This window comes from Nocardia asiatica NBRC 100129 (assembly GCF_000308415.1).
Taxonomy (GTDB): domain Bacteria; phylum Actinomycetota; class Actinomycetes; order Mycobacteriales; family Mycobacteriaceae; genus Nocardia; species Nocardia asiatica.
Genome location: NZ_BAFS01000174.1, coordinates 1 through 22,652, shown reverse-complemented (window position 1 = coordinate 22,652; position 22,652 = coordinate 1). Strand labels below are relative to the sequence as shown.

Here is a 22,652-nt window from a genome sequence, read left to right as displayed (position 1 = left end):
TTGGTTGGACGTGGTGCGGGGTTAGGGTGGTGCGCATGAATGCTTGGGTGTTGCGGGCCATCGTGCTCGGCGCGCTGGTCGTCTTGCTGCGCGCCGTGCTCGGGTTCGCGATGGTGTACTGGCCGACCCACGGGGCGTGGATGCGCGCGCTCGCGCTGATCGTGCTCCTGGCGGCCGTCCTGTCCTGGGGTTTCCTGGACGGGCGCAAGGACAGGACGGCCCAGCCCGATCCCGAGCGCGGCACCGACCTGACCCTGCTGTGGCTGAAGGCCGCGGTGGTGGCCGGCCTCGGCAGCGGCCTCGGCGCCTGGTTGCTCGACTGGCTGCCCAGATTCGACCTCGGAGACAACGGCCTGCTCTTCGAGCTGACCGCGGCCGCGTCGTTCATCGTTCTGCTGGTCTTCGTCCCCGCCCTCATCGGCGTCGGCATCGGCCGCGCCCGCTCCGAGCGTCGCGCCACGAAACAGTCCGGTCCCGCGCACAGTCCCGCCTGACCCGAGTTCGCCGCCCGCGCACCGGCGCGACCCGGTCTGCTCCGACCGGGTACCTTGGCTCTCGGCTCATGCGGCGCGCATGGTCTGCCGCACTGCCATCGGTGGCGGCTCTGCCGACATCGTCCGAGCGCGTCCAATCCTCTTGCCACTGCCGTCACGGTGGGTAATATGTTGCTGTTCAAGGCATTTCAATGGGAGGGGCAGTCATGTTCATTCGAATCGGGGTCGCCGCCGCGATGGCGATCGCCGCGTCCGCGTTGGGGTTCGGCGGACAGGCGGTGGCCCAAGCCGACGGCTGTGCGTCGGAGCAACCGACTTGGGGGTTCAAATGTGTGGCTTCGGCGTCGAACGTCTCGCTGGCCAGCTGCACGAAGGACGCACCGCTGTGGAGTGATCGGGCGAAGTGCGTCAAGCGAAATGACGGTAGCGGTAGGTACGACCTCTGGGTTCCGTAGCACTCGGACGTAACGGAAACGGCGCACCTTCCTTGGCGGGTGCGCCGTTTCCGTTTGCTCGAATCCACCGCCGTCCAGCGCCGGACATACGGCAGCGCTACAGCAGGACCGCGCCGCCGCTGGGGCTGTCCTCCCGGGCGATCGCGGAGTAGGCGGCGGCCAGCAGGGTGGGATCGGGCCCTTCCAGGCGGCCGGGCTTGGCCAGGCCGTCGAGCACGACGAAGCGCAGCACGCCGGAGCGGGTCTTCTTGTCGGTCTGCATGGCGTCCAGCAGTTGGGGCAGCGCGTCGGCGTCGTAGCTGGTCGGCAGTCCGACAGCGGACAGGATGGCGCGATGACGGTCGGCGGTGGCGTCGTCGAGACGGCCCGCGAGCCGTCCGAGTTCGGCGGCGAACACCAGTCCGACGGCGACCGCGGCGCCGTGCCGCCACCGGTAGCGCTCCCGCCGCTCGATGGCGTGGCCGAGGGTATGGCCGTAGTTGAGGATCTCCCGGAGGCTGGATTCCTTCAGATCAGCGGCGACGACGTCGGCTTTCACCTGGATCGCGCGGCGGATCAGCTCGGGCAGCACCTCGCCCGCCGGATCGAGCGCGGCCTCCGGATCGCGCTCCACCAGGTCGAGGATCACCGGATCGGCGATGAAGCCGGCCTTGATGATCTCGGCCATGCCTGCGACGATCTCGTTGCGCGGCACCGTCTCAAGGGTGGCCAGGTCGACCAGCACGGCGGCGGGTTCGTGGAAGCAGCCGACCAGATTCTTGCCCGCTTCGGTGTTGATGCCGGTCTTGCCGCCGACCGCGGCGTCGACCATGGCCAGCAGCGTGGTGGGCACGTGCACGATGCGCACGCCGCGCATCCAGGTGGCCGCGACGAATCCGGCAAGGTCGGTCGCCGCGCCGCCGCCGAGGCTGACCACCACGTCGTTGCGGGTCAGGCCGATGCGTCCGAGCACCTCCCAGCAGAATCCGGCGACCGCCAGGTCCTTGCCCGCCTCGGCGTCCGGGATCTCGACGCGGTGCGCGTCGATACCGGTGTCGGCCAGCGCCTTACGCACCACTTCGGCGGTCTCGGTGAGCGGCGGTTGATGGAAGATGGCCACGGTGCGCACGCCTTTGGCGGCGCTGTCGACCGACTCGACGAGTTCGCCGAGCAATCCGCGGCCGATGATCACCGGATACGGGTCGGCGGTCCGGACTTCGAGACGACTCGGCTCTGTCACGTGGCTTGCTCCGATTCTGTTGCTGCTGTTGTCGACTGCTGCCGGGCCCGGGAACGAGCACGGCGTGCGCGGGCACGCCTGGATCGGCTGCCCGCCGGTTCACCGCTGCCCGCTGCGGTCGCGGCGTCGGGTTCGCTCGTCACGCTCCGCCGGGCGCGGCGGGATCGAACGGCTTCGACGGCCGATTCCGGTGCGGGAACGGCGGCGGCGTCGGTGGGCTCGCTCGGATCGGCGTGCTTGCGCCGGGACGCGGCTCCGGCTCGCGCGCGACGGCGGGCCCGGGATCGGCTGCTGCCCTGCGGGATTCCGCTGGGCGGCGGCCGCAGCTCCGCCTCGGCCTGCTCCGCCGGTTCCATGCCGAGCTTGGTCATGATCATGCGCACCACCCGGCCGGGGCTGCGGCCGTCGGTGCGGACCCGGACAGTGGCGACCTCCCGGTAGAGCGGGCGACGGGTGCGCATCAACTCCCGGTACTTCGCGCCCGGGTCCGCGCCGTTGAGCAGCGGCCGCTGGGTGCTCGCGCCGGTGCGCCGAAGGCCCTCGGCCACACTGATCTCCAGGTAGACGACGGTGCGGTTGCGCAGCAGGGTCCTGGTGTTCTCCGACAGCACGGCGCCGCCGCCGAGCGAGACGACGCCGCGCTCGGCGAGCACGGCACGGCGCACCACCCGCTCCTCGATCCTGCGGAACTCGGGCTCACCGTCTTCAGCGAAGATCTCCGGAATGGTGCGACCGGTCTCCCGCTCGATACCGGCATCGGTGTCGTACAGCTCGACGCCGAGTTCCCTGGCGAGCTTGCGGCCGATCGTCGACTTTCCCGCCCCGGGCGGTCCGACCAGCACCACGCGCGGGGCGCGCGGATCGGTCTGCACGATCATTGCGACCGACTGTCCGCGGGCACGTGCGGGCGGGTGCTGATCCGCTTGACGTAGCTGGTGATGTTCTCGACCGTCTCGGTGATCGAGTCGCCGCCGAACTTCTCCAGCGCGGCCTGCGCGACGACCAGCGCCACCATGGATTCGGCGACCACACCCGCGGCGGGCACGGCGCACACGTCCGAACGCTGATGGATGGCCACGGCCTCGTCGCCGGTGGTCATGTCCACGGTGGACAGCGCGCGCGGCACGGTGGAGATCGGCTTCATCGCCGCACGCACGCGCAGCGCCTCACCGTTGGTCATACCGCCTTCCAGGCCGCCAGCGCGGTTGGTGGAGCGCAGCACGCCGTCGGGGCCGGGCCGCATCTCGTCGTGCGCCTGGCTGCCGCGACGGCGCGCGGTCTCGAAACCGTCGCCGACCTCGACGCCCTTGATGGCCTGGATACCCATGAGGGCGGCCGCGAGCCGGGAGTCCAGCCGGTTCTCGCCGCTGGTGAACGAGCCGAGGCCGACCGGAAGTCCTTCCACGACCACCTCGACCACGCCACCGAGGGTGTCGCCGTCCTTCTTGGCCGCCTCGATCTCCGCGATCATCGCCGCTTCGGCGTCCTTGTCGAACGCCCGCACCGGGCTGTCGTCCACCGCGGCGAGGTCGGCGGCGGTCGGGACGACACCCGAGGTGTTGTGCGCCGTGCCGATCGAGACGACATGCGAGACGACTTCCGCGCCGAACGCCTGGCGCAGGAAATTCCGCGCGACGGTGCCCGCCGCGACGCGGGCGGCGGTCTCCCTGGCGCTGGCGCGCTCGAGCACGTTGCGGGCGTCGTCGAAGTTGTACTTCAGCATGCCGGAGTAGTCCGCGTGCCCGGGCCGGGGCCGGGTCAGCGGGGCGTTGCGGGCCAGCTCGGCGAGTTCGGCCGGATCGACCGGGTCGGCGGACATCACTGTGGTCCACTTCGGCCATTCGGAATTGGCCACCTCGATGGCGACCGGGCCGCCCATGGTCCGTCCGTGCCGCACGCCGCCGACGACCGTGACCTTGTCGGCCTCGAACTTCATCCGCGCGCCGCGGCCGTATCCCAGCCTGCGGCGGGCCAGCTGCGTGGAGATCTCGTCCGACGTCACCTCGACGCCTGCCACCATCCCCTCGAGGATGGCGACGAGAGCGGGACCATGGGATTCTCCGGCAGTTATCCAACGCAGCACATCGTTCATCTTCCCATGTCGACGCCGGTGCCCGGGAACCTGGCCCGCCGTTGCGAGGGGCGAGCCGGGTACCACGGGTCGAGGCGCTCAGCGATCGCGCGGCAAGCGGCTCGGACGCGCTGGAGCGCGCCGCACGACCGCCGGTGAAGTGGCTCGGGCCGAGGCGCTCAACGGGCTATGACGATGGGGCGTTCCACCGACCGCAGCAACGCGTCGCCGACCGAGCCGAACAGCAGCCGCCCGAGAGTCCCTCGGCCACGGTTGCCCACCACGAGCAGCTGCCCGTCGCGAGAGCGCTCGAGCAGCCGCCGTTCCGGACGGTCCCGGACCACCTCCCGCCGGATGGTCACCTCCGGGTATTGCTCCTGCCAGCCGGCCAGACTCTTGGCGAGCAGCGCCTCCTCGGTCCGGCGCAGCGCGGCCCAATCTGTGCCGATCGCGGCGAGCGGCTCGACTTCGCCCCAGGTGTGCACGGCGACCAGCTCGACCCCGCGCAGCGACGCCTCGGTGGCCGCCACCTCGATGGCGGCTTGCTCGGCGGTGGAGCCGTCGACCCCGACGATCACCGGGCCGGCGCTCGTCCGGTCCCACAGCGGTGTCTCGGCCGGAACCACCGCGACGGGGCAGTCGGCTCCGCGCGCGACGGCGGCGCTGACCGATCCGAGCAGCACGCGCTGAACCCGGCCCATACCGCGCGTGCCGACCACGAGCATGGCCGCGCTCCGGGAGCGCTCTATCAAGGCGGTGGCGATGTGCGCGGTGCGGATCTCGGTGCCGATGGCGATGTCGCGCACTGCCCGCGCGGCCGCTACGGCGGCCTCGGCGGCCCGCTCGACGGCCTCGTCGGCCTCGCGCACCCGCAGCAGCGCCGCCGGCCGCGGCGGATCGTCGTCGTCGGAGCCGAGCGAGGACTCGACGACGAGCGCGATGTGCAAGGGCGCGTCGTGCAGCGCGGCGGTCTGCGCCGCCCAGCGCACCGCGACGATCGACTGAGCGGAACCGTCGGTTCCCGCGACGATCGGTCTCCGCGACGGATGCCTCGGATTCACTCGGCGGCTCCTTCCGGGCTGCATCGCTGGCATGGCGCACTCGAGGGGCAACGCGCGGAGCTGCCGCACACCTGGAACGGATCCGTCGGGTGTCCGGGGGTCGTTGCCCGCGGTAATGCTACCGATGGATTGCGGTGAATTTGCTGGCTTCGGGATGCGGTCCAGGCGCGCCATCGCGGGCGCTCCGGCTCGCGACCGTCGGGCTCAGGTCGAGCCCAGCGCCGCCGACAGCAAGGCCAGCAGCGTCGCCGAGCACATCGCGGGCCCGTGCGGCACGGTGAGAGCGGTGGCTCCGCGGACGGCGGCACCGGAGGCGGCGCGGCAGGCCAGCGCGCCGACCGCGAGGCAGGCCGTGAGCGCCGGCGCCCCCAGCGCCGCCCACACCCACGTCCGAGCGCCGCCGAGCGCGGCCGCCGCCCCCAGCGTCACCGCGAGTTTGACATCGCCCGCACCCAGCGCGGCGGGTGCGAGGAGGTGCACCAGGAGGTACGGCGCCGACAGCAGCAGTGCGCCCAGCAGCGCGATCGTGAATTGTTCTGTGATCAAGGCGTATCCGAGAACGGTCAGAACGCCCGAACCGGTCAATTCGTTCGGCAGGCGCCGTTCGCGCAAGTCGAACACGGTCAGTACCGCGCACCACACCGTGAGCGCGGCGCATGCGAGAGGAGTCATGCCCCCACCTTCGGCCGGTTGCAGGGCGAAAATGTCGTGTGGGCCAGGAATGTGCACAACATGGGGAATGTGAACAGGCGTATGGTCAGCTATGGCATGACAGGTGAGATGCGCTGTGCGCCAAGCTATTCGGGTCAGGTGGAGGCGCTTCGATCACCGCCGACGGCGCGCTGAACACGTGTTGCCCGACGGCGCGCGGTGTGTCGGCGGTAGTTTTGTCACATGTGTGCTGATCACCAGGGTCATGTGCCGGACTACGCGGCGCGGCGCAGCGCGCTGCGCAGCCTGCTGGTGGAGAACAGGGTGGACGCCCTGCTGGTCACCGATCTGGTGAACATCAGATATCTGACCGGGTTCACCGGCTCCAACGCGGCACTGCTGGTGCACGCCTGGGACACGCGCACCGCCGAGGACCGCACCGTGCTCGGCACCGACGGCCGGTACCGGACCCAGGTCGCCGAACAGGCTCCCGACCTGCGTGCGGAGATCGCGCGGGCCACCGCGCGGCGCATCGTGCAACTGGCCGGGGAATGGCAACTCGGCCGGGTGGGCTTCGAGAGCCATGTGGTCACCGTCGAGCAGCATCGCGGCTTCCTCGAACAGCGCACCGGCCTGGAGTTCGTCGCGTCTCCCGGACTGGTCGAGCAGTTGCGCATGGTCAAGGACGCCTACGAAGTGCGCCAGCTGCGCGCGGCCTGCGCGGCGGGCGACGCGGGCCTGGCGGCGCTGCTCGCGCGCGGCGGGCTGCGTCCAGGGCGTACCGAGCGCCAGGTGGCCCGGGATCTGGAATGGGCCATGTTCGAACACGGCGCCGAAGCGGTCTCGTTCGAGACCATCGTGGCGACCGGCGCGAATTCGGCTGTCCCGCATCACCGCCCGACCGACGCAGTGCTGGCCGCGGGCGATTTCGTGAAACTGGACTTCGGCGCGGTGGTCGGCGGCTACCACTCCGACATGACGCGCACCTTCGTACTCGGCGCGCCGACCGCCTGGCAGCGCGAGGTGTACGAGCTGGTCGCCGCGGCGCAGCGAGCCGGCTGCGAGGCGCTGCGGCCGGGGGCGCCGGTGGCCGACGTGGACGCCGCGTCGCGGGCGGTGATCGAGGCCGCCGGGCACGGCAAGCTGTTCGTGCACGGTCTGGGCCACGGGGTGGGTCTGCGGATCCACGAAGCGCCCGGAATCGCGAAAACCGGAACCGGTACACTTCTGACTGGCGTGGCGGTGACCGTCGAACCAGGTGTGTACTTTCCCGGCCGCGGCGGGGTCCGGATCGAGGACACGCTCGTGGTGCGCGAAGGGGGCCCGGAGCTGCTCACCCACACCGGCAAAGACCTGACCGTCGTCGACTGACGCCGGTCACCCGAGACCAAGCGGTAGAACGAGGAGATCCGAAGACAGTGGCGGACACCAGCGACTTCAAGAACGGCCTTGTGCTGAAGATCGACGGTCAGCTCCAGCAGATCATCGAGTTCCAGCACGTCAAGCCGGGCAAGGGCCCCGCGTTCGTGCGGACCAAGCTGAAGAACGTCGTGTCCGGCAAGGTGGTCGACAAGACCTTCAACGCCGGTGTGAAGGTGGAGACCGCCACCGTCGACCGCCGGGACATGACCTATCTCTACCACGACGGCTCGGACTACGTCTTCATGGACGGCGAGACCTTCGACCAGATCTCCATCTCCGAGGCCACCATCGGCGACGGCGCTCGCTTCCTGCTGGAGAACATGACCGTGCAGGTCGCCATGCACGAGGGCGCTCCGCTGTACGTCGAGCTCCCGGTCTCGATCGAGCTCGTGGTCCAGCACACCGACATCGGCCTGCAGGGCGACCGCTCCACCGGCGGCACCAAGCCCGCCACCCTGGAGACCGGCGCCGAGGTGCAGGTCCCGCTGTTCATCAACACCGGCGACAAGCTGCGTATCGACTCGCGCGACGGCAGCTACCTCGGCCGGGTCAACGCCTGATCCGGCCGACCGGCCGATCCGGGATGATGTGACCGTGGCTGAACAGCCCGTGGACAAGAAGTCCACGTACAAGAAGCTCGGCGCGCGGCACAAGGCCCGCCGCCGCGCGGTCGACCTGCTGTTCGAGGCGGAGGCCAGAGACGTCGACGCCGCCGAACTGCTGGACGAGCGCGTCGAGCTGGCCGGCCGCGACCAGTCGGTCGCGCCGGTGCACCCCTACACCCGCACCTTGGTCGAGGGCGTCGCCGACGACCTCGACCGGGTGGACGGCACCATCGAGTCCTACCTGCAGGACTGGACCCTGTCGCGGCTGCCTGCCGTGGATCGCGCGATCCTGCGCATCGCGGTCTGGGAGCTGTTCCACGCCGCCGACGTCCCCCCGGTCGTCGCCGTGGACGAGGCGGTGGAGCTGGCCAAGGAGTTGTCCACCGACGACTCGCCGTCCTTCCTCAACGGTGTGCTCGGCCAGGTCGTCCTGGTGGCGCCGCAGGTGCGCGCCGCGGCCGCCGCGACCCGGGCTCACCGCCCGGAGTCCGAGTCGTGAACAAATACCTCGTCCTGGTGATGCGCACCGCGCGCTTCGACGCCGCCGTGATCGAGCCGCACCGGCAGTTCCTGCGGTCCCTGCACGACCGGGGACAGTTGCAGGAGAGCGGGCGTTTCACCGACGGCACCGGGGGTGCGTACGTCCTCTACGCCGAAAGCCTCGATGCCGCGCGGGAAATCGCGTTCACCGATCCCGTGCACACCACGGGCGCGTCGGAACTCACTGTTTACGAGTGGGAGATCACGGCGGTGAACTGAGTTCGCTCGCAACTCGTTTCTCGGTTCCGGTCGTGTGATGGCAGGGTCCGGCGTGGCTCGCCGAGCGGTGCTGTGTTCGGGCGGTGGTAGCGGGTCCGCCGTCACGGCTCGGACGGAGTCTCGGCCGCGCCGCAATCGATTCGGAGCCCGAGACTCCCGCTGGGGGTGTACGGATGACCAGCGGGAGCGCGAGGGGAGCCGGGTGACTCCGCACGTGAGATCGGATTGTCTCGATCCGGCCTCGGTCCGATCCTCGTACCTCGACCGCACTCGAGGTCAAGGGACGTAGGGTTCCTCGATCGGCTCGGCCCGGTCCGCCCACTCAGCGGTGGCCACGACTAACCCACGATCAGCAACGCGGCCACCGCGCCCGCGGTCGCGGTCGTGGCGAGGGCGAGCCCGGTCAGGACGAAACGTCCCATGGGGACCCGTACTTCGTGGCTGCGGCAGAACTCCAGGCACAGCAAGGTCGCCAGCGAGGCCCACGGCGTGACGATCGAGCCGACGTTGGCGCCGATCAACAACGCGAGCAGCTGATCACCGTTCGATGCCGGGATCACCGCCTCACCCGCGGTGTAGGCGGGCAAGTTGTTCGCGATATTGGCCAGCGAGGCGCCGGCCGCGGCGGCCCGGAATGCGCCGGACGCGTCCGGGTCGGTGCCGATCAACGCCCGCATCACGTCGGCGAGTCCGAATCGGCTGAGGGTGGGTACCACCAGGAACAGGCCGACCACGAACACCAGCAGCCGCCAGGGGAGCAGCGACAGCCGCAAGGCGCCGCGGTCGAAGACGGCGAACGCCGCAACCGCGATGAGCGCGGCGAGCGTCGCCGCGATACCTATCCGCTCGCCGACCAGAGGTATCGCGACGATGAACAGCAGACAGGCTCCCGCGGTGGTGTACAGCAGCGCGCGTTCGCGGAAGTTCGCGGGCCGGATCGGTTCCGGTGGTACATAGCGGTCGCTTCCACGTCGTCCGCGCCGCCAATACCACAACCACAGGCAGACCATCGTCGCGGCAACCGAAACGAGCTGCGGAGCCCACATTTTCGCCGCGAATCCGGTCGCCGTCAGTGCCACCCGATCGGCGGCGAGCAGGTTGGTGAGATTCGACACCGGCAGCAGCAGGCTCGCGGTGTTGGCCAGCCAGAGGGTGGTCATGGCCAGCGGCAGGGGCGGAATCCGGGCGGGCCCCGCGAGCGCCAGCATGACCGGCGCGATCAGCACGGCGGTGGTGTCGAGATTCAGCAGGATCGTCGTGGCCGAGGCGAACAGGACGCACAGGCCGAACAGCGCGGGGTAGCGGCCGCGGCCGAGGATCGCGAGGCGATGGGCGATGGCGTCGAAGACCTTGGCCTGTCTGGTCAGTTCGGCCAGGACGATGACGCTGGCGAGAAACAACAGCAGCGGGCCGACCCGGCGCATGTTCGCGGCCGCCTCCTCGCGCGGCAGCAGCCCGGTGAGCACGCAGAGCAGACCGGCTCCCAGCAGGGCCAGCCGAATCCAGTCCAGCACGCCGAGCCGCCGTCTCGGTCCGGAACTCGGGGTCCCTACCAGCGAGGACGAGTTCCGCGGAGACTTATCGACCAGCTCGGGCACGGGTGTCATCATGGCAGCGTTTCGGCCGCGTCCCCGATGCGGGAATACGCCGACCGTGATGTTCGCCGCACCGTTGATCGTGCCGTTGGATAATGGTACGTTGTCCGGGTCACAGTGGGTCGTGCGTCGACCCGAACATCAACCGGCTCTTGTCGGAGCCGAAGCGGTTGCCTCCGAGACGATTTCGGTATTCGCGCGCCGCAAGCCGAGGATGTGTGTTGCCCATGAGTATCGCGGTCGGGCTGGTCTTCCTTTTCGTCCTGGTCGGCGGCGGCCTACGGTCGGCCGAAGCAGGCTGCCAGAACACGCTGATGAACCACATGCGGAATATGTGGCTCTGCGCGGTGATCTCGTACGCCGTCGCGCTCACCGGGTTCGCCATCTTCCTCGCACTGTCGTCGAAGTCGCCGTGGCCGACTCTCGACGACGTGCGGAACATGCCGTGGTGGGCGCCGTTCGGCGGTTTGCTCGGGGGCGCTGCGGTGATGGGCATGATCGCCGTCGCCCGTTACGTCGGCGTGGCGACCTTCAGCGCCCTCGTGATCATCGGCGAGATGGTCGTCGCCCTGATCATGGACCATTTCGGACTCATGGGATTCGAGGAGCGATCCGCCAGCCTGCCCCGTTTGCTGGCCTGTGGGTTGATCACTCTCGCGATCTATCTGATGGCCGACGAACCCGAGGGTGAGCGCAGCGCCAGTGTGACCTGACCGCGCGAGCCGCCCCGAACTGCCGGTCAAGTATCCACCCTTCGCATCCTCCGGAGATCTCCGATGACGGTTCGCACCACCGAAACCCGTGCCGCGCTCCCGCGCGTCACGACCGCACTCATCTTCGCGTTCATCCTGGTCGGCGGCGCGTTGCGCTCCGTGGAAGCGGGTTGCCAGAACTCGCTGAAACTGGCGTTGAAGAACGTCTGGCTGTGCGGCGTGATCTCCTACGCCGTGGCGTTCACGGGTTTCGCGATCTTCCTCGTGGTGGCCCTGCTGGTGTCCGCTGATCGGCCGTGGCCCACGCGGGCGGATATCCGGACCATGCCCCGGTGGGCGCCGTTCGGCGGTCTGCTGGGCGGGGCGGCCATCCTGGCGATGATCGCCGTCGCGTCGGACGTCGGAGCCAGCACCTTCAACGCCCTGATCATCGCGGGTCAGATGTTCGGCGCCCTCGCGATCGACCACTTCGGACTGATGGGGTTCCCGCGGCGCGCGGTGACCCAGAAACGCGTCGCAGCCTGCGTGATGATCATCCTGGGCATCTATCTCATGGCGGCGTACTGAACTACCGCGCAGGACAAGTCGTCGTTGCTCGTCGTGCGGCGCGCGCCGCATTCGGCCGCCTCGCGCCGCACGGACCATCCGGCCAGGGGCAGCTGCCAGTGCGCGCGCGTTCTGAGAGGTCGATAGGGTATCTATCGCAACGTTGCGTCGATGAGGAAGTAGGAGACATGGCTGCGAACGAGCTGACCGTGACGGACGTCCACAACGCGCAGGAGGCGTGGGCACTGTTCGACCGCCTCCCGGCGGCGCGCGTCCAAGACGTCACGACAGGGCGCTGGCGGGGCGAGGAACTGCAGACCGGGCACCCGATGGATGGCGTGCTGGCCGCTTCGGGTTGGTACGGGAAGCAGTTCGACGGCCCCGACAGCGTGCATCCTCTGCTGTTCACCTCGGGCGGCACGGTGTTCCCGATCGACCCGCGCCGAGTCCCGCTCTCACTCGCCGGACGGGTGCCGCTGTCCGGTGTGCGCGCCGTGCGCAAGCTGCTGCCGGTGGTGAGGCCCGCGCTGCGAACGAGCAAGCCCACCGCGCGCCTGCGCGAAGTGGAATACCGCGGCGTGACAAGTGCCGCGATGGTCTACGACCACCTGCCGATCATCGACCACTTCCGCGCCGCCGACGAGCACACCCTGTTCGGCGTGATGGATCTGCGCGGCATGACGGAGCCGTATTTCTTCGTCCTGCGCAGGGACATCGGCTGAGCTCGCCGCGGATCCGGGCGGCCGTCGCCGATCCGGGTCCGGCGCCGCGCCCGCCGCACTAGGATTTTGCGCAAACAGGCGACACCTTGCGGCGATGCGACGACCGAGGGAGAGACAGTCGATGGAACGCACGACATGCCTGGTGGTCGGTGGGGGGCCGGCGGGGATGTTCCTCGGGTTGCTGCTCGCGCGAGCCGGTGTCGCCGTCACGGTGCTGGAGAAGCACAAGGACTTCCTGCGCGACTTCCGCGGCGACACCGTGCATCCCACCACCCTCGACCTCCTCGACGAACTGGGGCTCGGCGCGGAATTCGCGAAACTGCCCGCCCGCAAAGTCGATCAGGTGCAACTGCCGATCGCCGGTGGCCTGCAGACCCTGGCGACGCTGAAACACCTGCCGGGAAAACACAAATACGTCGCGATGGTGCCGCAGTGGGACCTGCTCGACCTGCTGGCGCGGGCCGCGGCGGCGGAGCCGACCTTCCGGCTGCGGATGAACACCGAGGCCACCGACCTGATCTGGCTCGACGGCAGGGTGGGCGGCGTCGCCTACCGGACCGTCGAGGGCGCGACCGGCTCGATCGAAGCCGACCTCACCGTGGCCTGCGACGGGCGCGGCTCACTGCTGCGGTCGGCCGCGGGACTGCCGACCCGCACCTGGCCGACGCCGATGGACGTCTGGTGGTTCCGCCTGCCGCGCACCGAGATCGATCCCGCGGGGGCGCTGCCGATCGTCACCGCGCGGCGCGCGGCGCTGCTACTCGACCGCGGCGACTACTGGCAGTGCGCGACGTTGATCGCCAAGGGCGCCGACGAGTCCGCCCGTCGCGGGCCGGTCCAGGACATCATGCGCGGCCTGGCCGAAGCCGCGCCCTGGCTGCACGACCGGGTCGACGCCTTGTCCAGCTGGACAGAGGTCAAGTTGCTGGAAGTGAAACTCGACCGGCTGACCAAGTGGTACACCAACGGCCTGCTCTGCCTCGGCGACGCCGCCCACGCCATGTCCCCCGCCGGTGGCGTCGGTATCAACCTGGCCGTGCAGGACGCCGTCGCCGCGGCGAGAATCCTCGCCCCGCCGCTGCTCTCGGGCACACTCGGAACCAGAGACCTGGCCTTGGTGCAGCGACGGCGCAGCTTCCCGACCGTCGTGACACAGGGAATTCAGCGACTCCTGCACGCGATCGCGATCGCCCCCGCCCTCGACGGGCGAATCGACATCGCGAGCGCCCCACGCGCACCGCTGCCGATTCGGATCCTGCGCCGTATCCCGGTCCTCCGCAGCGTCCCCCCATTCTTGCTCGCACGGGGAGTTCTACCGGAACACGCGCCACACTTCGCCCGGCGCTGTGTTTAATTGGCAGCGCCTGCGGCGCTGCGTGTTCGCGGCCCCCTTGTGGCTCGCGTCCGAGCGGCCGCCGCTTGCTCCTTCGCCGCCTTTGCGCGGGCGGCGTGGTTCGCCGTGTGGTCAGGCGAAGGTGTTCGGGGCGGAGGTGGGTGGGGTGGCGATCCAGCCCGCTACCACTGCCAGGCGGGTCGGGCGGTGGACGGCGAGGAAGCCGAAGGGGCGGTCGAAGGTCACCGAGACCACTGGTGCGCTGGCGGGGCGCAGCGCGGCCGCTGCCGCCCGCAACGCGAAGGCCGTTACGGCGGCGGCCTCGAAACCCTCGTGGCTGAACCGGGCGAGGACCTCCTGGGCTCCTTGGCCGACGCACAACGGAGACGGGGAAATCGCGGGGAAATGGCCGCGCGTGCAGTCGGTCGCGGCGGCCAGGCCGAACAGGCCGGACGCGGTGAGTAGGTCGTGGGTGGATCGAACCTCGAAGGGAGGCAGCAGGATCCGTAGTTGACCGGTACGCGACAGCACCGGCTCGGTGCGCACGCTCAGTCCCGGGCCCTCGGTCCCGGCCGGGAGGTCGGAGCGGACCGGCGTGGCGCCGGACAGCGCCGTCAGCCCTGTTCCCAGCACGGCTGCGGGCGGTCCGGCACCGAGGAGAAGGTGGACGTCGAGGTCGGCGACACCTGCTACGACGACTCGCGTGACCGGTTGCGGCGCCTCCAGAATGGCGGCGTTCCCCACATCGGCGCCGGTACGCGACAATCCGGGCCCGCGATGCCCCTGCCACGGGCCGTTCTCACAGGTCAGCGTCCCGACTTCGAAGGGCACGTCCCACCGCGTCTTCGCCACCAGCGCGGTGGCGAGCACCAGCAGCGTGCCGGGATCGACGATGAGCGGGAACCGTTCGATGAGTCCGTCGGTGTGCCGGGCCGCCCAGCGGTCGAGTTCGGATTGCCCGGTCAACCGTGCGAGCACGCCCTCGGGAAGTGCCCGCGACCACGTCTGGCGCAGCGGAAGATCGTGATGCACCCACACGCCCAGTGCCGCCGACACCGCTTCCGCGCGTTCCAGGTCGCGCAGCAATCGGAGCGCCTCGTCTCGCCCGTTCTCGGCGGGCACCCCGATCGCTGCGGTCAGTTCCTCCCGCGCCGTGCCCTCCGCCGCGGAGGCGAGCAAGGCCAGCAGCGGCCACACGCCCGCGCCGGACACCACGAAGTCTCGCTCGCCCGCCGCCGCGCACCACCGGGCGGTGAGCGCGTTGGCGGCATCGACGTGAGATTCCAGAGAGGTCCGCACGACCCCACCCTAGCCACGGTCGCGCGAGCCTCGCGCCGTTCGCGCTACGCGGCGGGCTCCGGACGCAGCACGATCTTGCCCAGCGGCGTCCGACCCTCCAGCAGTCGATGCGCGCGGCTCGCCTGCTCCAGCGGCAGGACCGCCTCGACCAGCGGATCGAGCCCACCTGCCGCCGCACGGGCCAGCACGGAGGTACGCGCGGCGGCGACCCTGTCCAACCAGTCCGGTCCCGCGCAACCGGTATAGGTGAGCCCGCGCGGGATCAGGTCGGTCGCCGAAATCCGCGCCGGCTCACCGGAGAGCCACCCGTAGCCCAGCATTCGGCCGCGTAGCGGAGTCATGAGGTCGAGCAGAGCGCAAGCGCTCTCGCCGCCGATCGAATCGAACACCACATCCACCGTTGTGCCGCCGAGCGTTTCGCGCAGCCGGGTGGTCCACGCCGGGTCGTTGTGATCGATCACCTCGTCGGCCCCGAGCTCGCGGGCTCGGGCCATCTTCTCGGGACCACCCGCGGTGCCGACGACGCGAGCCGCCCCGAATTCCTTCGCCAGTTGCGTGAGAGCGCTGCCGACCCCGGTCGCGGCCGCTTCGATCAGGACGGTCTCGACACCGGTCAGCGCCGCGGTCTCCAGCAGTGGAATCGCCACCGAGCCGTTCATCAGCACCGCCGCGGCGTCCACCGACGACAGGCCGTCCGGGATGGTCACCACGGAATCCGCCGGCGCGGCGACGAATTCGGCATACGCGCCGGAACCACTGGTCGCCACGACCACCCGCTGCCCGTTCAGCGCCGGATCGACCTGCGCGCCCACCTCGGTGACGACGCCCGCCGCTTGGTAACCGAAGACCAGCGGCAGGGGAACGCCGAGCGGGAACTCGCCGGAGCGCAGCTTGGTCTCCGGGAATAGCACGGGGATCGCCTCGGCGCGGATCACCACCTCGTCCGCGGCCGCTCGCGGCGCCGGGACCTCCCGCGGTACCAGCACGTCCGGACTTCCCGGCGCCGTCATTACGATTGCCTGCATCATGAACTCCATAAGTTGACTGTCGGTCCAAATGATTCGCTGATCATATGGACCATCGGTCAAGTTGTCTAGAAAGCGGGTGCGATGGGCGGCGAACGACCCAGAGAACGGGCGGACGCGGCGCGTAACCGCCGCGCGATCTTGGACGCCACCTTCGCGTTGCTCGCCGAGCACGGCGCCGAGGCGATCACCATGGATCGCGTCGCGGCGGCCGCCGGAGTGGGCAAGGGCACGATCTTCCATCGCTTCGGCAACCGCGCGGGACTGCTGCACGAGATGGTCGCCGAGAGTGCGCTGGCGCTGATGGAGGCGGTTACCAGCGGCCCACCGCCCTTGGGGCCCGGCGCGCCGCCCGGCGCGCGCCTGATCGCCTACTTCGACGCGATGACGCGGCTGGTGATCGACAATTCCGAATTGATGGTCGCCTATCGCACCGAATCGCCGCATCCGCGGACCGCGGAGTTCCACGCGTTCTGGGACAACCACATCACCACGCTGCTGCGCGAAGCGCGGCCGGATCTGGATGCCGAGGCGGTGGGGCGGCTTCTGCTCGGCGCGCTGAGCACCGAGGTGGTGCCAGCCATGATCCGAGCGGGCCAGACGGATCGGTTGCTGGCGGCGGTGCGCGAGCTGGTGGAGTCGGTGCTACGGGCACCGTGATCACGGTCGGAGAGCATCAGGCAGGGTGACGCCGGCGCAGGCCTTTCCGCTTCGCGAACCCTTCAAGTGATCAGTCCCGCGACAGAATGGCGTCGAAGCGCTCGTCCGCCCGGTCGAGCTGCTCGAGGATGTGCTGCCGCACGTGCTCGGCCAGCGGTGTGTCCGGCCGGGTGACCAGGTCGCGGTAGACGGCGGTCAGCGGGCGGTACTTGGCGGCGAGCTTGGCCATCGCGGGACCGGTGGCGTACAGGATGCCGACGCCGTTGTCGGTGAAGTCGGAGAGCTTGATCACGCGGGCCCACGGGTCGCGGTCCAGATTGGTCGCGACATGCTCGCGGTACTGTGCCTGCCGGTCACGCGCCGGATCCGGTTCGGGATTGGTCACCGCGGCGACGAGGTCGGCCACACGCGAACCGAACCGATCGCCGATCGCTCCCAGTGCGGCGGGGACCGGCGGCCCAGGGCGATCGGCGGCCAGCTCGGCGGCGTGGTCCTCGACGGAGTCGTGCAACAGGCCCGCCGCGACCACGTCCGGGTCCCGGACCTCGTAATGGCTGATGATCCGAATCGTCACGCGCAGTAGGTGACTGAGGTAGGGCTCGCGGCCGTACCGGTCGTCGCGATGCAGGTCGGCCGCGAGATCGAGCGCCGCGGTCAGCCGCTGGGTATCCGGCAGATCGGCGATTTCCAGCAGTAGTCGTTCCCGCAGCCCGGCCTCGCCGTAGACCTCGCTGATCGTGTGCAGCGGCATCACGGCCAAGACCCCCGCCCCTGGATTGCTCATGATGCCAGGCTAACCGGAGCGGATGACACGCGACGGACGGCGATCAGTCGGCCTGGGGTACCAAGGTGTTCTGCCTGGCGGCGATGTGCCAGCGCTCGCCCTGCTTCACGAAAACGTAGAGCGCGATCATGGCGTGGTCGTGGTCGAGGAGCTCGCCGTCGGCGGTGGTCGCCCACGCCCGCTTGTGCCCGATCGCGACGTCGGGGCGCAGGAACGTGATGTCGGCGACCTCGTAGCGGGCGTATTGATCTTTGAGGAATCCGGCCAGGCCGCTGCGGTTCGCGTCGAGCAGCGCGTCGAATCCGGTGATCAACGTCCCCATCGCATTGACGACAGCGGCGTTGGCGATGAAATCCGCCGATAGCAGGTCGGGGTCGTTGGTGTTGAAACCGGCCTCCGCGTTGGCCACGATCCGGCGGATCGCCAGGATGTCGTCGGTGTGGTCGACTGTCGTGTCCCGAACCAGGGGCGGGGTGGATGCTGTCGTATTCATGCCGACGAGCTTCCGACCTCAACGGCGGTTCAGGTCAAGCCGGCCGGGTCCGGCGCACTCGGGACGGGTCAGCGGACCCCGCGCGGTCGGTACTGGATGCTGATCCGGGGACCGGCGGGTTTGCGCGTCTTCGGCACCGCGTGCTCCCAGGTGCGCTGACAGGAGCCGCCCATGACCAGTAGATCACCGTGCCCCACCAGGTATTTCAGGCTCGCGCCCCCGCCGCGCGGCCGCAATAGCAGGGCTCTCGGCGCGCCGATCGACACGATCGCGACCATCGTGTCGTGCGTGGCGCCGCGGCCGATGTTGTCGCCGTGCCAGGCGACGCTGTCGCGCCCGTCCCGGTAGTAGCACAGGCCGGCGGTGCGAAACGGCTCGCCGAGTTCGTGCCGATAGTGCTCGCTCAGGGCGGTGCGAGCGTCTGCCAGCGCCGGATCCGGCAGCGGTTCGTGCTCGGTGTAGAACCGCAGCAGCCGCGGCACGTCGACCACACGGTCGTACATCGGCCTGCGCTCGGCCTTCCATGGCACCGCGTCGACCAGCCGGTCGAACAGCGCGTCCGCGCCCGACAGCCAACCGGGCAGCAGATCCACCCAGGCCCCGTGGTCCAGCACGGTACGGCGCGCATCGCGAAGCGAGGCGAATTCGGTGTCACCGAATCCGTCGAGCAACGATCCCTGCAACGGTGTGGACATGCGGCCGAGCCTACCGCTGTTCGAACGTATGTGCTAGCGGTTTTCGGTCAGGGATGTCGCAAGGAACCGGCTCGGGCTGCGGGGATCCGGCGACCGACTTCTCGCGCCCCCGGGACACGTCGTAACGGACGGACCCGGCAGTGGCCCCGCTCACAGCCCGATATGCCTGGTGAAAGCGGGGGTCGGGGCGCTGATACGCTGCTTGCCGTAAGACATCCTTTAACGGACCGTCCGGTGAGGCGGGGAAGGAGGTCGGCATGGCCGTGCCCGAAGAACGGGCCGCCAAGTCCGGCGCTGCCGAGACATCGCAGCGACATACCCCGGAGTGGGTGGCGGCGGGGCGTGAGCTGTTGTCGGCTTCGGATGTCGGACGGACCGTCGCGCGCATCGCGCACCAGATCATCGAGAAGACCGCGCTGGACGCGGGGGAGCCGGACCCGCCGCGCGTGGTGCTGATCGGCATTCCCACCCGGGGCACCACCCTGGCCGCGCGGCTCACCGAGAAGATCGAGGAATTCTCCGGCGTCCGCCCGGCTCTGGGCTCGCTCGACATCACCCTCTACCGCGACGATCTGCGCAGTCGTCCGCACCGGCCGCTGGAACGCACCTCCGTCCCGGAAGGCGGCATCGAGGACGCGCTGGTGGTCCTGGTCGACGACGTCCTGTTCTCCGGTCGCACCGTCCGCTCCGCGCTCGACGGCCTGCGTGATCTGGGCCGCCCGCGCGCGGTGCAGCTGGCGGTGCTCATCGACCGCGGCCACCGGGAACTGCCGATCCGCGCCGACTACGTGGGCAAGAACGTGCCGACCAGCCGCTCCGAGGACATCTCGGTGCTGCTGACCGAACACGACGGCCACGACGGCGTCTACCTGCACCAGGAGGAGGCGTGAGGTACTCGCACGCCGGCTCGCGGCGGGAGGCGGGCGCATGAGGCATCTGCTGTCGGTCGCCGCGCTCGATCGCGCCGCCGCGACGGAGCTGCTCGACGAGGCGGAACGGTTCGAGCAGGCGCTGCTCGGCCGTGAGGTGCACAAGCTGCCCACGCTGCGCGGCCGCACCGTGATGACGGTGTTCTACGAGAACTCCACCCGCACCAGGGTCTCGTTCGAGGTGGCGGGGAAGTGGATGAGCGCCGACGTGATCAACGTCAGCGCGAGCAGTTCCTCGGTCGCCAAGGGCGAGTCGCTGCGCGACACCGCGCTGACCTTGCACGCCGCGGGCGCCGACGCGCTCATCGTGCGGCATCCGGCCTCCGGAGCCGCGCACCAGATCGCGCGCTGGATGGACGAATGGGCGGTCTCCGCGGGACGGGGGTCCGGCCCGGCGGTCGTCAACGCGGGCGACGGAACGCACGAACACCCCACCCAGGCCCTGCTGGACGCGCTGACCCTCCGGCAGCGCCTCGGCGACATCGAGGGCAAGCGAGTTGTGATCGTCGGCGACATCCTGCACAGCCGAGTCGCTCGGTCCAACGTCTTCCTGCTGGCCACGCTCGGCGCGGAGGTCGTGCTGGTCGCACCGCGCACGCTGCTGCCGATCGGCGTGCAGACCTGGCCCGCCCGCGTCTCGCACCATCTGGACGCCGAGCTGATCGGCGCCGACGCGGTGCTGATGCTGCGCGTGCAGGCCGAGCGGATGAACGGCGGGTTCTTCCCGTCGGCGCGGGAGTACTCGATCAGCTACGGACTGTCCGAGCGCAGGCTCGCCCTGCTGGAGGACCACGCCGTCGTACTGCACCCCGGCCCGATGCTGCGCGGCATGGAAATCGCCTCCGCGGTGGCGGACTCTTCGAAGGCCGCGGTGCTGCAGCAGGTCACCAACGGCGTGCACATGCGGATGGCGGTCCTGTTCCGCCTGCTCGTCGGGACACAGGAGGCAGTGGCATGAGCGCTCGGACGAGTGCGGGCACCCCGGTACTGATCAAGGGTGCGTTGCTCTACGGCGAGGGCGAGCCGGTCGACGTGCTCGTCGCCGACGGCGAGATCCGGAAGATCGGCGCCGCCGCGGTCGGGGCCGACGCCGAGATCGCAGACGCCGAGATCATCGACGCGCGGGGACAGATCCTGCTGCCGGGCTTCGTCGACCTGCACACCCACCTGCGGGAGCCGGGCCGCGAGGACACCGAGACCATCGAGACCGGGTCCGCCGCGGCAGCGCTGGGCGGCTACACCGCGGTCTTCGCGATGGCCAACACCAGCCCGGTCGCCGACTCGGTGGTCGTCACCGACCACGTGTGGCGGCGGGGCAGGGAGGTCGGTCTGGTCGACGTGTACCCGGTCGGCGCGGTCACCGTCGGACTGGCGGGCAAGCAGCTCGCCGAAATGGGGACCATGGCCGCAGGCGTCGGCGCGGTGCGCATGTTCTCCGACGACGGTCACTGCGTCTACGACCCGTTGATCATGCGCCGTGCCCTGGAGTACGCGAATTCGCTCGGCGTGCTGATCGCCCAGCACGCCGAGGAGCCGAGACTGACCGAAGGCGCGATCGCGCACGAGGGACCGACCGCGGCCCGGCTGGGCCTGGCGGGCTGGCCGCGCGCGGCCGAGGAGTCCATCGTGGCGCGCGACGCCCTGCTGGCGCGCGACGCGGGCGCCCGGGTGCACATCTGCCACGCCTCCACGGCGGGCACCGTGGAACTCGTGAAATGGGCCAAGTCGCAGGGTATCTCGATCACCGCGGAGGTCACCCCGCACCACCTGCTGCTGGACGACTCCCGGTTGGAGACCTACGACGCGGTCAACAAGGTGAACCCGCCGCTGCGCGAGGCCTCCGACGCCGCCGCGCTGCGGCAGGCGCTGGCCGAGGGGATCATCGATTGCGTCGCCACCGATCACGCTCCACACGCGGAGCAGGACAAATGCTGCGAGTTCGCCGCGGCCCGGCCCGGCATGCTCGGACTGGAGACGGCGCTGTCGATCATCGTGCAGACCATGGTCGAGCCGGGGCTGCTGGACTGGCGCGGCGTCGCCCGCGTGATGAGCGAGCGCCCCGCCGAGATCGTTGGGCTGGACGACCACGGCAGGCCGATCGAGGTCGGTGAGCCGGCCAACCTGACGCTGGTCGACCCGAAGGCCCGCTGGACGGTGCGCGGGACGGAACTGGCCAGCATCTCGAACAACACGCCGTTCGAGGCGATGACCTTCCCGGCGCGGGTGACGGCGACGCTGCTGCGCGGCCGGGTCACCGCCCGGGACGGCAAGGCGCTGGGGAACCGTGCGGAGGCGTAGATGAGCGATCGAGGCGCAGCCGTTCAAGGAGGTCGGTAGGTGGAGAGAACACTCTGGGTGGTCGGGCTGCTGGCCCTGTTCGCGGTCTGCCTCTGGCTGATGTACCGGGGCTGGCGCAACCGCGCGGCCCGGCAGGCGGAGCGCATCGGCGCGCTGCCCGCCGTGCCCGCCGAACTCGGCGCGCAGCTGCTGGAGCCGACCACCGGACTGTATCTGGGCAGCACCATCGCGCCCAGTTGGCAGGACCGGATCACGGTGGGCGACCTGGGGTTCCGGGCCACCGCGGAACTCACGCGGTTCGAACGGGGAATCCTGCTCGAACGCGACGGCGCGACGGTGATCTGGATTCCGCAGGAATCCATCACGGCGGTGCGCACCGAACGCGGCCACGCGGGCAAAGTGATGACAGAAGATGGTGTGCTGGTCATTCGCTGGAAGCTGCCGACCGGAACCGAGATCGACACGGGTTTCCGCGGCGACGACAAGTCGGTCTACCCGGCTTGGCGCCGGCTTCCGGCGACGGATCAGAGCGGGACGATGACGGGAGATGACGAGGGATGACAGGAGACACGGGCGGGAACAGGGCGGGGACGGGCGCGGCACTCGTGCTGGAGGACGGCCGGGTGTTCCGCGGCCAGGCCTACGGCGCCGTGGGCCAGACGCTCGGTGAGGCGGTGTTCTGCACCGCGATGACCGGATATCAGGAGACCCTCACCGATCCGTCCTACCACCGCCAGATCGTGGTGGCCGCCGCGCCGCAGATCGGCAACACCGGCTGGAACGACGAGGACGACGAGTCCGCGAAGATCTGGGTCGCCGGGTA

Annotated in this window: 25 protein-coding genes and 1 pseudogene; 15 read left to right on the top strand and 11 right to left on the bottom strand. The window is 70.0% G+C overall.

Annotated elements, in window-relative coordinates:
* The first annotated feature begins 35 nt into the window (after positions 1-35).
* The gene (locus tag ON27_RS16645; RefSeq protein ID WP_043727456.1) at positions 36-494 is read left to right on the top strand and encodes a B-4DMT family transporter; all 459 of its coding nucleotides are present in this window, start codon (positions 36-38) and stop codon (positions 492-494) included.
* Positions 495-1,046: 552 nt separating this feature from the next.
* On the opposite strand, the gene aroB is transcribed toward ON27_RS16645, so the two are convergent.
* The 5 genes and pseudogenes from aroB to ON27_RS16615 all read right to left on the bottom strand — a co-directional run bounded on the left by aroB (position 1,047) and on the right by ON27_RS16615 (position 5,972).
* Positions 1,047-2,168 (bottom strand): 3-dehydroquinate synthase, encoded by a 1,122-nt coding sequence (gene aroB, locus ON27_RS16635; protein ID WP_043727416.1) that lies wholly within the window; start codon positions 2,166-2,168, stop codon positions 1,047-1,049.
* A 359-nt stretch (positions 2,169-2,527) separates the two neighbouring features.
* Positions 2,528-3,046 (bottom strand): annotated as a pseudogene (locus tag ON27_RS44785) (shikimate kinase); the annotation flags it as partial.
* Positions 3,043-4,251: a chorismate synthase gene (gene aroC / locus ON27_RS16625; protein WP_043727452.1), complete on the bottom strand. Its 1,209-nt coding sequence runs from the start codon at positions 4,249-4,251 to the stop codon at positions 3,043-3,045. The gene aroC and the pseudogene ON27_RS44785, both read right to left, overlap by 4 nt.
* Positions 4,252-4,418: 167 nt before the next feature.
* Positions 4,419-5,300 carry a universal stress protein gene (locus ON27_RS16620; RefSeq protein ID WP_043727409.1) on the bottom strand — a complete coding sequence of 294 codons (882 nt, stop codon included), beginning with the start codon at positions 5,298-5,300 and terminating at the stop codon, positions 4,419-4,421.
* Positions 5,301-5,504: 204 nt separating this feature from the next.
* Positions 5,505-5,972, bottom strand: coding sequence for a prepilin peptidase (locus tag ON27_RS16615; protein ID WP_043727407.1), 468 nt, complete (start codon positions 5,970-5,972; stop codon positions 5,505-5,507).
* 222 nt (positions 5,973-6,194) lie between these two features.
* On the opposite strand from ON27_RS16615, the gene ON27_RS16610 reads away from it, so the two are divergent.
* The 4 genes from ON27_RS16610 to ON27_RS16595 are packed head-to-tail and all read left to right on the top strand — an operon-like array spanning position 6,195 to position 8,737.
* The gene (locus ON27_RS16610; RefSeq protein ID WP_245559977.1) at positions 6,195-7,322 is read left to right on the top strand and encodes a M24 family metallopeptidase; all 1,128 of its coding nucleotides are present in this window, start codon (positions 6,195-6,197) and stop codon (positions 7,320-7,322) included.
* A 47-nt stretch (positions 7,323-7,369) separates the two neighbouring features.
* Complete coding sequence (gene efp / locus ON27_RS16605) at positions 7,370-7,933, top strand: elongation factor P (RefSeq protein ID WP_043727401.1); 564 nt, start codon at positions 7,370-7,372, stop codon at positions 7,931-7,933.
* 34 nt (positions 7,934-7,967) lie between these two features.
* Entirely contained in the window at positions 7,968-8,477 is a 510-nt protein-coding gene (gene nusB / locus ON27_RS16600; RefSeq protein WP_043727450.1) for a transcription antitermination factor NusB, read from the top strand.
* On the top strand, positions 8,474-8,737 hold the full coding sequence (locus tag ON27_RS16595; protein WP_174377849.1) for a YciI family protein: 264 nt from the start codon (positions 8,474-8,476) through the stop codon (positions 8,735-8,737). Before nusB ends, ON27_RS16595 begins: the two co-directional genes overlap by 4 nt.
* Positions 8,738-9,075: 338 nt before the next feature.
* Here ON27_RS16595 and ON27_RS16590 read toward each other — a convergent pair whose 3' ends face one another.
* Positions 9,076-10,344, bottom strand: a complete 1,269-nt coding sequence (locus ON27_RS16590; RefSeq protein WP_083887626.1) for an ArsB/NhaD family transporter — start codon at positions 10,342-10,344, stop codon at positions 9,076-9,078.
* 215 nt (positions 10,345-10,559) lie between these two features.
* Between ON27_RS16590 and ON27_RS39905 the strand changes: the two genes are divergently transcribed.
* From ON27_RS39905 to ON27_RS16570, 4 genes are all read left to right on the top strand, one after another.
* Positions 10,560-11,045 carry a DMT family transporter gene (locus ON27_RS39905; RefSeq protein WP_157227217.1) on the top strand — a complete coding sequence of 162 codons (486 nt, stop codon included), beginning with the start codon at positions 10,560-10,562 and terminating at the stop codon, positions 11,043-11,045.
* A gap of 63 nt (positions 11,046-11,108) precedes the next feature.
* Entirely contained in the window at positions 11,109-11,612 is a 504-nt protein-coding gene (locus tag ON27_RS16580) for a DMT family transporter (RefSeq protein ID WP_043727399.1), read from the top strand.
* Between the two features lie 167 nt (positions 11,613-11,779).
* Positions 11,780-12,313, top strand: a complete 534-nt coding sequence (locus tag ON27_RS16575; RefSeq protein WP_051046679.1) for a DUF4334 domain-containing protein — start codon at positions 11,780-11,782, stop codon at positions 12,311-12,313.
* A gap of 121 nt (positions 12,314-12,434) precedes the next feature.
* The gene (locus tag ON27_RS16570; protein WP_043727397.1) at positions 12,435-13,667 is read left to right on the top strand and encodes an FAD-dependent oxidoreductase; all 1,233 of its coding nucleotides are present in this window, start codon (positions 12,435-12,437) and stop codon (positions 13,665-13,667) included.
* A gap of 111 nt (positions 13,668-13,778) precedes the next feature.
* Here ON27_RS16570 and ON27_RS16565 read toward each other — a convergent pair whose 3' ends face one another.
* Both ON27_RS16565 and ON27_RS16560 read right to left on the bottom strand, forming a co-directional pair.
* Positions 13,779-14,945, bottom strand: a complete 1,167-nt coding sequence (locus tag ON27_RS16565; RefSeq protein WP_043727395.1) for a serpin family protein — start codon at positions 14,943-14,945, stop codon at positions 13,779-13,781.
* A gap of 44 nt (positions 14,946-14,989) precedes the next feature.
* Positions 14,990-15,970, bottom strand: coding sequence for a quinone oxidoreductase family protein (locus ON27_RS16560; protein WP_043727439.1), 981 nt, complete (start codon positions 15,968-15,970; stop codon positions 14,990-14,992).
* 84 nt (positions 15,971-16,054) lie between these two features.
* Here ON27_RS16560 and ON27_RS16555 point away from each other — a divergent pair, with 84 nt between their 5' ends.
* Positions 16,055-16,630, top strand: coding sequence for a TetR/AcrR family transcriptional regulator (locus tag ON27_RS16555; protein WP_043727393.1), 576 nt, complete (start codon positions 16,055-16,057; stop codon positions 16,628-16,630).
* 70 nt (positions 16,631-16,700) lie between these two features.
* Here ON27_RS16555 and ON27_RS16550 read toward each other — a convergent pair whose 3' ends face one another.
* From ON27_RS16550 to ON27_RS16540, 3 genes are all read right to left on the bottom strand, one after another.
* Positions 16,701-17,414: an HD domain-containing protein gene (locus ON27_RS16550; RefSeq protein ID WP_043727390.1), complete on the bottom strand. Its 714-nt coding sequence runs from the start codon at positions 17,412-17,414 to the stop codon at positions 16,701-16,703.
* 43 nt (positions 17,415-17,457) lie between these two features.
* A complete protein-coding gene (locus ON27_RS16545; RefSeq protein WP_043727388.1) occupies positions 17,458-17,907 on the bottom strand; it encodes an SgcJ/EcaC family oxidoreductase in 450 nt (149 codons plus the stop codon).
* A gap of 68 nt (positions 17,908-17,975) precedes the next feature.
* Positions 17,976-18,602 (bottom strand): alpha-ketoglutarate-dependent dioxygenase AlkB, encoded by a 627-nt coding sequence (locus ON27_RS16540; protein ID WP_043727387.1) that lies wholly within the window; start codon positions 18,600-18,602, stop codon positions 17,976-17,978.
* Positions 18,603-18,859: 257 nt separating this feature from the next.
* On the opposite strand from ON27_RS16540, the gene pyrR reads away from it, so the two are divergent.
* The 5 genes from pyrR to ON27_RS16515 all read left to right on the top strand — a co-directional run.
* Entirely contained in the window at positions 18,860-19,492 is a 633-nt protein-coding gene (pyrR, locus tag ON27_RS16535; protein ID WP_043727385.1) for a bifunctional pyr operon transcriptional regulator/uracil phosphoribosyltransferase PyrR, read from the top strand.
* A 37-nt stretch (positions 19,493-19,529) separates the two neighbouring features.
* Complete coding sequence (locus tag ON27_RS16530) at positions 19,530-20,489, top strand: aspartate carbamoyltransferase catalytic subunit (RefSeq protein ID WP_043727383.1); 960 nt, start codon at positions 19,530-19,532, stop codon at positions 20,487-20,489.
* Entirely contained in the window at positions 20,486-21,829 is a 1,344-nt protein-coding gene (locus ON27_RS16525) for a dihydroorotase (RefSeq protein ID WP_043727381.1), read from the top strand. Before ON27_RS16530 ends, ON27_RS16525 begins: the two co-directional genes overlap by 4 nt.
* Before the next feature lie 39 nt (positions 21,830-21,868).
* Entirely contained in the window at positions 21,869-22,390 is a 522-nt protein-coding gene (locus tag ON27_RS16520; protein WP_043727379.1) for a PH-like domain-containing protein, read from the top strand.
* Positions 22,387-22,652: carbamoyl-phosphate synthase domain-containing protein (locus tag ON27_RS16515; protein WP_043727378.1), on the top strand; the 266-nt coding region annotated here is incomplete at its 3' end. The genes ON27_RS16520 and ON27_RS16515, both read left to right, overlap by 4 nt.